Origin of the sequence: uncultured Methylobacterium sp., from assembly GCF_964244095.1 — a bacterium.
Lineage (GTDB): Bacteria > Pseudomonadota > Alphaproteobacteria > Rhizobiales > Beijerinckiaceae > Methylobacterium.
In genome coordinates this window covers 1-10,091 of record NZ_CAXTHR010000150.1, presented here as the reverse complement: position 1 = coordinate 10,091, position 10,091 = coordinate 1, and the positions used below count along the sequence as shown (strand labels likewise).

The 10,091-nt window shown below is 69.7% G+C and carries 7 protein-coding genes; 1 reads left to right on the top strand and 6 read right to left on the bottom strand.

Annotated features, from left to right (window positions below):
• Positions 1-679 precede the first annotated feature (679 nt).
• The 3 genes from ACFE86_RS18635 to ACFE86_RS18625 all read right to left on the bottom strand — a co-directional run bounded on the left by ACFE86_RS18635 (position 680) and on the right by ACFE86_RS18625 (position 3,707).
• Positions 680-1,210, bottom strand: coding sequence for an HPP family protein (locus tag ACFE86_RS18635; RefSeq protein WP_375456813.1), 531 nt, complete (start codon positions 1,208-1,210; stop codon positions 680-682).
• A gap of 174 nt (positions 1,211-1,384) precedes the next feature.
• The gene (locus tag ACFE86_RS18630; RefSeq protein WP_375456812.1) at positions 1,385-2,572 is read right to left on the bottom strand and encodes an NAD-dependent formate dehydrogenase; all 1,188 of its coding nucleotides are present in this window, start codon (positions 2,570-2,572) and stop codon (positions 1,385-1,387) included.
• A gap of 211 nt (positions 2,573-2,783) precedes the next feature.
• Positions 2,784-3,707 (bottom strand): LysR family transcriptional regulator, encoded by a 924-nt coding sequence (locus tag ACFE86_RS18625; protein ID WP_375456811.1) that lies wholly within the window; start codon positions 3,705-3,707, stop codon positions 2,784-2,786.
• A gap of 399 nt (positions 3,708-4,106) precedes the next feature.
• On the opposite strand from ACFE86_RS18625, the gene ACFE86_RS18620 reads away from it, so the two are divergent.
• Complete coding sequence (locus ACFE86_RS18620) at positions 4,107-7,460, top strand: autotransporter domain-containing protein (RefSeq protein WP_375456810.1); 3,354 nt, start codon at positions 4,107-4,109, stop codon at positions 7,458-7,460.
• Positions 7,461-7,577: 117 nt separating this feature from the next.
• On the opposite strand, the gene ACFE86_RS18615 is transcribed toward ACFE86_RS18620, so the two are convergent.
• From ACFE86_RS18615 to ACFE86_RS18605, 3 genes are all read right to left on the bottom strand, one after another.
• Complete coding sequence (locus ACFE86_RS18615; protein WP_375456809.1) at positions 7,578-8,813, bottom strand: M20 family metallo-hydrolase; 1,236 nt, start codon at positions 8,811-8,813, stop codon at positions 7,578-7,580.
• Positions 8,814-8,816: 3 nt separating this feature from the next.
• Positions 8,817-9,698, bottom strand: a complete 882-nt coding sequence (locus ACFE86_RS18610; protein ID WP_375456808.1) for an alpha/beta fold hydrolase — start codon at positions 9,696-9,698, stop codon at positions 8,817-8,819.
• 10 nt (positions 9,699-9,708) lie between these two features.
• On the bottom strand, positions 9,709-10,091 hold a 383-nt coding region (locus tag ACFE86_RS18605; protein ID WP_375456807.1), incomplete at its 5' end, for an SDR family oxidoreductase.

Genomic DNA, 10,091 nt, shown 5'->3' with positions numbered 1-10,091 from the left:
CGACAATCCTCCAAACCAAACAGCACGCCAGACCTCTTCAGCAGCCTGCTAGAGCCTGTTTGACCTGAGCCCAGGTATTGGGATGGCCTATATCAAGTCCTCCCACCCCCCCCAGGGCCTCGAACGCGGGTTAACGATGGGTGGCGTGAACAGTCATCTTCGCTGCCGAGGACAACCGCTCCGTCATTCCGGGGCGCCGAAGGCGAACCCGGAATCCATAGCCGCCGACGCAGCTATGATGTGCGCGCGCGGCGGTTATGGATTGTACGTCTCCGGCGCGGCCCTCCGGGTCCGGGTTCTGCTGCGCAGCCCCGGAATGACGGGGCGGGTGGCCAGAGGGCTCGGCTCTTGCTCGTTAACCCGAGTTCGGAGCCCTGACACACTCCCTCATCCTGAGGTGCCGGAGCGCAGCGGAGGCCTCGAAGGAGCCCTCCAGAAATCACGGAGGGGTCTGGAGGGCTCCTTCGAGGCCGCTGGCGCGGAACCTCAGGATGAGGGGGCGGATTGGATGGCGAGAAGATGTCCGAAGCATCGACCAAACGTTCCAAGTCAAACAGGCTCCGAGGAATTTGTTAAGCAGGATCATGATGCGATCCGGCATAGCTTTCGGATCAGGAAGCAAACGAGGGTCTAGTGCGGAAGCACGGGATTTTTCGGCCGAATTTTGCCGAACATATCCTCAGATCTTGGCAGTCTCCCGGCGGCCGACGATGAACGTGCGAAAGAGCATCCCGGCGGCGACGATCGTCACGGCCCCCGACAGGACCGGTACGGCGAGAAAGCTCCAGCTTGCCCCCGTGAGGATCACGACGATCGGATCGGCCCCGGCGGGAGGATGCACGGTGCCTGTCATCGCCATGGCAACGATCGCTGATCCGACACCGATGCCGAAGGCCATGGGCGTAGAGCCCAACAGAGAAAAAGCGATGAGGCCCATAGCCGTTGATATCAGATGGCCGCCAACGACGTTGCGGGGCCGGGCGAGAGGGCTATGCGGTAGACCGAAGACCAGCACACAGCTCGCGCCGAAGGGCGCGATCAGCAGTCCCGCGTCGAACCGTACCGTGAGTTCGGCCAGTAGGAAGATGACGCCGAAGCCTCCTAGCCCCGCCATGAGGACCGAGGTCACCTTGTTCGCTGCCACGTAGCGCGCAAGGCGCTGCTTCGGGCTCGGCGCGTGCGCCATGGCTTGCCGATGCCGATCGTCCATCGTAGCCATCCGGAGGATTGAGAGCGCACTCCGACGAAGTGGATACCGGTTCGTCGCAAAGGAGCACGTCAGAACAAGGCGTTGGAGCCGTGCCCGATCCGACGTGGCCGGGCACGGCTCCAACTGGGGCGGTGGACTGGCCGGACGACCCAAGGCCGCCCGGCTGCCCGAGCCTCAGAGCTTGGCCATCCTCTCTTTGCCCGCGTCGCTCACGCTGTAGGAGCGTGCGCCGACGCCCGCGAGCTTGCCGTCCTGGACGATCAGGTATTCGTCGCGGATCGGGCGGTCCTCGAAGTAGCATTCGAGGATCTCGCGGGTGCCGGCGGCGTAGCGCGCCTGGGCCGAGAGCGAGGTGCCCGAGATGTGCGGCGTCATGCCGTGATGCGGCATGGTCCGCCACGGGTGGTCCTGCGGGGCGGGCTGCGGGTACCACACGTCGCCGGCATAGCCCGCGAGCCGGCCGCTCTCCAGGGCCCTGACGATCGCATCGCGGTCGGCGAGCTTGCCGCGGGCGGTGTTGACGAGGTAGGCGCCGCGCTTGAACAGCTTCAGCGTCTCGTCGTTGATCATGCCCTCGGTCTCCGGATGGAGCGGACAGTTGAGGGTCACCACGTCGCAGACGCCGTACATGTCCTCGCGGCTGGCATGCCAGGTCAGTCCGAGTTCCTTCTCGACGGCCTCGGGCAGCCGGTGGCGGTCGGTGTAGTGCAGGTGCATGTCGAACGGCTTCAGACGCTTGAGCACCGCGAGGCCGATGCGGCCGGCCGCCACCGTGCCGACATGCATCCCCTCGACGTCGTAGGAGCGCGTGACGCAGTCGGCGATGTTCCAGCCGCCCTTCACCACCCACTGGTAGGACGGGATGTAGTTGCGCACGAGCCCGAGGATCATCATCACCACGTGCTCGGCGACGCTGATCGAGTTGCAGAAGGTCACCTCCGCCACCGTGATGTCGTGCGCGTTCGCGGCGTCGAGATCGGTGTGATCCGAGCCGATGCCGGCGGTGACGATGATCTTGAGGTTCTTCGCCTTCGCAATCCGCTCCTTCGTCATGTAGGCCGGCCAGAACGGCTGCGAGATCACCACCTCGGCATCGTGCAGATGCCTGTCGAGCTCGGAATCAGGGCCTTCCTTCGAGGAGGTCACGATGAGTTCGTGGCCGAGCGATTCGAGGTAGGGGCGCAGGCCGAGCTCGCCCGAGACGCTGCCGAGCAGGGTGCCTGGCTGGAAGTCGATGGCCTTCGGCGTCGGCAGCGTCTGGCCGTCGGAGTAGCGCTCGATCTTCGGGAGGTCGTCGCGGGCGTAGGTCGTCGGATACCCGTCGACCGGATCATCGTAGAGAACGAGAACGATCTTGGCCATGAATGACTTCCCTTTGTTGGCTGACAAAGGGGATTCCGCCCGACGACCGACGTGCGAGAAGCAAGCGAAGGCTTATGAATGCCGGACGTTTCCCCGCTCGAATCCTGAAGACCGTCGTGTTCGCGGTCCCGTGACTTGAGCGGCCCCAAGTTCGGCGCGATGGCCGACCGGGTCCAACGAAAGTCTTCAATGGCCTGATCGACGGTGGCGATCAGGAGTGAGGGTTCGCGCCGGCTGCCGCGAAGGTGGTTTCCAGATCCGCATCGAGCACGACGCGGGAGAGCGCGGCCGCCATCGGCGGCAGCGGATCGCGCTCCGACAGGACGAGGCCGACGGCCTGCCGGTGCGCCGGCTCGACGAGATCGAGCATGACGAGGTCGGCGGTTCCGCCGAAGAGGTGGCGGAAGCTGTGCGGGACGATCGCCGCGAAGCCGCCCTGCCGCAGGTTCGCGCAGATGCCGAGGTAGGAATTGCTGATGACCGCGGGGCGAAGGGACACCCCGAGGGACGTCGCCAGCCTGTCGAGGATACGCCGGTTCTGCATGTCCTCGCTCAGGAGGCAGAGCCGGTGACCCTCCACCTCCGCCCAGGCGACGCGCCCGTGCCGGGCGAGGGCATGGTCGGCCCGCATCGCCAGGATGTAGCGCTCATGGTAGAGCGGCACCCGCCGTACGCGATCGAGGGGCTCGTTCTCCAGGTAGGTCAGGCCGGCCTCGATCTCGAAGCTGTCGAGCCCCTTCTGGATCTCGCGCGACGACAGCGCGCGGATCTCGACGAGCGCCTCGGGATGGGCCTCGCAGAATCGGGCGGTCAGGACGCCGACCGCACCCATCGCGGCGGGGATGACGCCGAGGCGCAGCGTTCCCCTCAGGCCGGTTCGCAGCCCGGACAGGTCTTCCCGCAGGCTGTCGTAGTCGGTCAGGATCTGCCGCGACCAGGCGAGCAGGTGCTCGCCCTCGACGGTCAGCCCAAGGAATCGCTGGCTGCGCACGACCAGCGTGACCTGAAGATCCTCCTCCAGCTTGCGGATCGCGGCCGACAGCGTCGACTGCGTGACGTTGCAGGCCTCGGCGGCGCGCGCGAAGTGCTGCATCCGGGCGAGCGTGACGAAGTAGGAGAGATGGCGCACGAGCATGGGTGATCATACCCCCTGTCCGCGAAGCGGCGCTATCTCCGCTGGAATACAACGGACGGCCAGGAGCCCCCTCGGCGCGTCGTGGTTGCGCCTGCTTCGACGAAGCACAAGATCGCGCGGTGGCAACGTCATTGTTGCCTTCGGGAAACACGTCGGACGAAACCGGACCGGCGGGCGGACCATCCTTGATCCGGGCGCGGCGTATCGCTGTATACCGGTGACAATAGCGCACACGTTCTCCGGATGCATGGCATGCGTCACGATCATCGGCCTTCGAATCCTCGCTGGGGTGTCCCGTCCCAGACGCATGCCAGGGCCTCGATCGCGTGCTCCGAGGGACGATCGAACCGCCGACCTCTACGGGGGAGCCTGCTGTCGGCGACGGCCGTCGGAATGCTGATGGGGACCGCGGCTCCGGGCCTGGCCGACGGGCCGACGACCCAGTTCACGGTCGGCGGTCAGGTCACGGCAGCCCGGACGTTTCAGCTGTCGGACCTGCAGGCGTTGCCGGCCCAGACCCAGACCGTCAGCTTCCTCAACGGCAACAGTTCGACCACGACGACGTTCACCGGCCCGACGCTGTGGTCGCTGCTCAACGACACCGTCGGGCTTCGTCTCGATCCGGCCACGCGCAACGACGTGCTGCGCAGCGCCGTGATCGCGACCGGGAGCGACGGCTATCAGGCCGTCTACGCGCTCGGCGAGCTCAGCCCGAGTTTCGGCGGCAGCACGGCGCGCCCCGAACTCGTGGCCTATGCGAGCACCCCCGGCCGGCTCCTGACGACCGACGGCTTCGCACGCACGACCGAGCCGGGCGACATCCGCGGCGGCCGCTACGTCTCGAACGTCGAGAGCATCGACGTCCTGCACGCCCCGCGCATGACGGGGACTTTTCCCGGCGGCTCGTCCAGCCAGTTCACCGTCACCGGCTCGGTGAACGCGCCCGCGACGTTCAATCTCGCCACGCTGACGGCGCTGGGCGCCACGACGGTCAACGCGCCGGCGAGCGGCGCTTCGGCGGCCGCGAGCTTCACCGGCGTGCCGCTCTGGACCGTGCTCCAGGCGGTCGGCATCACGGCGAACCCGGCGGTCCGCAACAACCTCCTGCGCGACTTCGTCATCGCGACCGGCAGCGACGGCTACCAGTCGACGATCTCGATCGGGGAGATCAATCCGGATTTCGGGGCCAACACGAGCAACCCGATCCTCGTCGCCTACGCGATGAACGGCGGCGCGCCCGGGACATCGCTCGGCACCAACGGCTTCGCCCGCCTCGTGCTGCCCGACGACAACCAGCGCGGTCGCTGGGTCTCGAACCTCGTCAACCTCGAACTGTTCGACGTCTCGCAGTGGAAGGTCCTGGCGGGCGAGAGCCTCGACATGGCGGGCTTCTCCTACCGGACGCTCGGCTTCACGCTGTCGGGCGGCACGCTCACCTCTTCGCTCGGTCCCGCCACGCTGACGGCGCCGAGCTACCAGTCGAACGGCGGCATCGTCGACACGGACGTCACCCTCGGCGGAACCGGGACGCTGTCGCAGCTCGGCGGGACGACGGTGCTTCGCGGCCGCGTCGCGACACCGGATGTCCTGATCGCCGGCGGGACGCTGCAACTTGCGGGCGAGCAGCGGCTCGCCACCGCGACGACGCTGACGATGAGCGGCGGCACGTTCGATCTGAACGGCTTCGCCCAGACGATCGCCGCCTTGAACGGGCGGGGAACCGTGTCGCTCGGCAGCCCGGCGTCAGCAGGCACGCTCGCCGTCGGGTCCGGCACCTTCGGCGGGGTGATCGTGGACGGCGGCGCCCGCGGCGGCTCCCTCATCAAGGAAGGCCCCGGAACGCTGACGCTGACGGGCGGCAGCACTTATACCGGGGGAACGACGGTCTCGGGCGGCACGCTGATCGGCTCGGCCGCGAGCTTCGGCACTGGCGCCATCGTCAATGCCGCGACGCTGGTGATCGACCAAGCGACGGATGCGAGTCTCGCCAACGCGCTCTCCGGCCCCGGCCAGCTCGTGAAGGCGGGCAGTGGAAGCCTGACCCTCACCGGCGCCGACACCCTGTCCGGCGGCACCAGCGTCGTCGCGGGCCGGCTCGCCGTGAACGGCAGCCTCGCGAACTCGATCGTCACCGTCGGCACGGGAGCGGTTCTCGGCGGCACCGGCACGGTCGGTGGGATCGTGGCGCGGGCCGGGGGCACCGTCGCGCCGGGCAATTCGATCGGCACGCTCAACGTCGCCGGCAACGTCGGCTTCGCGTCGGGTTCGGTCTATCAGGTCGAGGCGAACGCGGCCGGCCAGTCCGACCGGATCGCGGCCACCGGCACCGCCGTGCTCGCCGGCGGCACGGTGCAGGTGCTGGCGGCCGCCGGCACCTACGACCCGCGCACGCGATACGCGATCCTCACGGCGGCCGGCGGCGTCACCGGGCAGTTCGCGGGCGTCGCCGCGAACTTCGCCTTCCTGACGCCGACGCTTCGCTACCAAGCCGACGCGGTCGACCTGACGCTGACCCGCAACGACATCGCGTTTTCAACCATCGCGCAGAACCGCAACCAGGCCGCGGTCGCCACCGCCATCCAGGCCGGCGGCCCCGGCACGGGCATCTACGCCGCAACGGTCGGCCTGACGACGCCCGAGGCGCAAGGGGCCTTCCAGCGGCTTGCCGGCGACATCCATGCCGGCACCGTCTCGACGGAGTACGAGACCGCCTTCTTCGTCCGCGAGGCGATCCTCGACCGCCTGCGCTGGGGCGTGACGCCGGGCTCGGCCGAGGGCCTGGACTACGGCCGGCTGCCCGCCGCCTACACCGCCGACCTTCCGGGCCGCAGCCCCCCAGTGGCGAGCGTGCCGGCCCGCATCCTCGATCCGAAGGTGTTCGGGCTCTGGGGCCAGGGCTTCGGCGCCTTCGGCGACGCGCGCGGCGACGGCAACACCGCCGGCCTGAGCTACCACATCTCGGGCTTCGTGCTCGGTGCCGACGTGCGGCTGGAGAGCGGTTTCAAGTTCGGCATCGCCGGCGGCTATACCTCGGCCTCCCTCGACACCGCCGGCCGCCTGCAATCGGCCACGATCGCGAGCGGCTTCGGCGGCCTCTACGGCAGCTACGAAGGCGGGCCGGTCTCGCTGCGCCTCGGGGCGGTCTACGCCGACAACGACGCCCGCACCCGCCGTACCGTGGTGTTCGCCGGCCTCGCCGACAACCCGGCCGGCCACGGCGGCGGCTCGACGATCCAGGGCTTCGGCGAACTCGGCTACCGCGTCTTCCTGGGCGTCGGCCAGACGGCGCTGCTGTCGAAGGATGCAGGCCCGCGCTCGGCGCAGGCGCTGAGCTACATCGAGCCCTTCGTCGGCGGCTCCTACGTCTCGATCGGACGCGACCGTTTCGTCGAGGCCGGCGGCATCGCGGCGCTGACGAGCTTCAGCCGCACCACCGAGGTCGGCGCACTCACCGCGGGCCTGCGCGCCCGGACGAGCCTGGATCTCGGCCTCGGACTGCCGCTCTCGGCCCACGGCCTCGTCGGCTACCGCCGCGCCTTTGGCGACGTCGTCCCGACCGCGCTGCTGGCTTTCGGCACAGGTCCGGCCTTCCTCACCGCGGGCATCCCGATCGCCCGCGACGCCCTCGTCGCGGAGGCCGGGCTCGACCTGCGCGTCGCCTCCAACGCCACCCTCGGGGTCGCCTATACCGGGCAGGCCGGAGACCGCATCACGGATCACGCCGTCAAGGGCAACGTCACCTACCGCTTCTGAGGGACACGCGAAAGCGAACCGCGCCCTGGTTCGAGCAGGCGGCACGTGTCGAACCCGTCGACCCGGTCGAGGGTGGCGACCGCGAAGGACCGCCACGGGCCATGCCGGGGGATCACGTCACCGCATCGCGAGCCGCCACAGGGTCTCGGTCAGCACCCGCGCGCCGGCGGTGAGGTCGGCGGGCTCGGCCCATTCCGCCGGGTTGTGGCTGATGCCGGCCCGGCACGGCACGAAAATCATCGCCGTGGGGCAGACGCCGTGCAGGTGGCGCGCGTCGTGGCCCGCGGCCGAGGCCAGGGTGCGGTGGGCGATGCCGAGGTCGGCGGCCGCGCCCGCCACCAGGTCGCGCAGGGCTGGCGGGAATTCCAGCGACGGGTCGTGCTGGATCTGGCGCAGCGTGGCGGTGCAGGGGCTGGCCGCCGCCTCGACGATGGCGCGGATGCGCGCATCCACCCGCGCGACGACCGCGTCGTCGGGGTGGCGCAGGTCGATCGAGAACAGCACCTCGGCGGGCACGACGGACGGCGCGTTGGGGGCGACCTGGAACAGCCCCACCGTGAGCTTCACGTCCTCGGGCTCCAGCGCGGCCGCGTCGATGGCCGCCACCATGCGGATTGCGGCCATCAGCGCGTCGCGGCGTTCGCGCCGTTCCGCCGTGCCGGCATGGGCCGCCTCCCCGATGACGCGCACCCGGTAGCGGCGTGTGCCCTGGATGCCGGAGACGATGCCGATGGGAATCCCCGCGCGCTCCAGCACCGGCCCCTGCTCGATATGCGCCTCGACGTAGGCGGCGACCGGCCGGCCGAGCGGCAGGCGGGGCAGGCCGATGTCGGCCGCCAGGACCTCGGCCAGGGCGTCGCCCAAGCGGATGCCGTCCGCATCGCAGATTTCGGCGACTGCGTCCGTCAGCGTCCCCGAAGCGAAGGCCGTCGAGCCCGTCATCCCCGGCGCGAAACGGCACGCCTCCTCGTTGGTCCAGGCGACGACCTCGATGGCGCGGCGGGGCACGAGGCCGGCGTCCCGGAAGGCGTTGACCGCCTCGAGGGCCGCCACCACGCCGTAGGCGCCGTCGAAGCGGCCCCCGTTCGGCTGGGTGTCGGCGTGGGAGCCGGCCAGCACCGGCGGCAGGCCGGGCTCGGAGCCCGGAAGCCGCAGGAACAGGTTGGCAGCGGCGTCCGTGGCCGGTTCCAGGTGCAGGGCGCGGCCCCATCGCACGAGCTCCGCCCTGGCCGCGATCTCCGTCCGCGTGAGCGCCTGCCGGTCGACGCTGCCCTCGGGCCCGCCCCCGAAGCGGGCCAAGTCCATGAGCCGGCCCCAGAGCCGCCCGCCGTCGACGTGGGCCGAGGGCGTCATCCTTTACGTGGTCCGCATGATCTGGGCGGGGTCGGCGCGGGGGTCGCGCGGGCCCCAGCACCCGGCCTCGACCTGCGCGACGAACTCCGAGAGCAGCCGGTTGAACAGCTCGGGCTCTTCCAGGTTCAGCGTATGGCCGGTCTTCGGCAGCACCGCGAGGCCGGAGGCTGGCACGGTCTTCTTGAGGAAGATCCCGGGCTGCAGGCAATGGTCGTCCTCGTCGCCGACCAGGACGAGGAGCGGCACCGCCATGGCGCGGAACTCCGCTTCGAGGTCGTAGAGCGAGGGGCGTTGCATCTGCACCCCGCGCATGGTGTGGGCCGCACCGCGGGCCGAGTGCTCGCCGAGCCGCTCGGCAAACAGCGCCCAGCCGCGCGGGTCCTTGGCCTGGAACTGCACCCGCGAGGCGCCTTGCGCGTAGACCGGCGCGAAGTCCTTTGCGCCGCGCGCCTCGAAGCTCGCCGCGACCTGCTCGGAGACGCCCTTGAAATAGGCCTCGTGCGCCTTCTCCGCGCCGTAGCCGGCGCCGGCCGCGGTGATCGAGAGCACGCGGCCGGGATGCCGCAGCCCTGCGTGGAGCACGGCAAAGCCGCCCATCGAGAGGCCGACGAGATGCGCCCTGTCGATGCCGGCGGCGTCCATCACGTCGATGATGTCGTCGGCCGCGCGCGCCTGCGAATAGGCGTCCGCGTCCTGCGGCACGTCGGAGGGCGGGAAGCCCCGCGCCGCGAAGGTGAGGCAGCGGTGGCGGCGGCTGAAGGCGTTCATCTGCGGCTCCCAGCTCCAGTGGTTGCCGCCGAACTCGTGCACGAAGACCACGGCCGAGCCGCGGCCGGCCTCCTCGAAGAACAGCCGGACGCCGTCGCCCGTCGTCGCGTAGGGCATGGAATCCTCCTCAGACCACGGAACGCTTGGACGCGATGCCGCCGTCCACGGTGACGATGGTGCCGGAGGTGTATCCGGAGCGGAACGAGGCGAGGAACAGGAACAGGTCGGTGACCTCGTGCACCTTGGCGGGGCGCTTCAACGGGTACCGCTCCAGCAGCTCCTCGTAGCGCCCGGCGTCGCCGAGCTTCGTCTCGGCGAACTTGCGCAGCATGGTGTAGATGCGCGTCGTATCGACCGGGCCGGGGTTGACACCGACGACGCGGATGTTGTCGTCGAGGCTCGATCCGCCGAGCGCACGCGTCATCGCCATCAGGGCGGCGTTGCCGGCCGCACCTTCGATGTAGTTCGGGTCGCAGACCTCGCCGCCGTTGCCGATGTTGTTCAGGATCA

Bases quoted from the DNA above. Each gene is read 5' to 3' on its own strand.
- ACFE86_RS18635 (WP_375456813.1), bottom strand. From the start codon at position 1,210: ATGGACGATCGGCATCGGCAAGCCATGGCGCACGCGCCGAGCCCGAAG.
- ACFE86_RS18625 (WP_375456811.1), bottom strand. From the start codon at position 3,707: ATGCTCGTGCGCCATCTCTCCTACTTCGTCACGCTCGCCCGGATGCAG.
- ACFE86_RS18630 (WP_375456812.1), bottom strand. From the start codon at position 2,572: ATGGCCAAGATCGTTCTCGTTCTCTACGATGATCCGGTCGACGGGTAT.
- ACFE86_RS18620 (WP_375456810.1), top strand. From the start codon at position 4,107: ATGGGGACCGCGGCTCCGGGCCTGGCCGACGGGCCGACGACCCAGTTC.
- ACFE86_RS18615 (WP_375456809.1), bottom strand. From the start codon at position 8,813: ATGACGCCCTCGGCCCACGTCGACGGCGGGCGGCTCTGGGGCCGGCTC.
- ACFE86_RS18610 (WP_375456808.1), bottom strand. From the start codon at position 9,698: ATGCCCTACGCGACGACGGGCGACGGCGTCCGGCTGTTCTTCGAGGAG.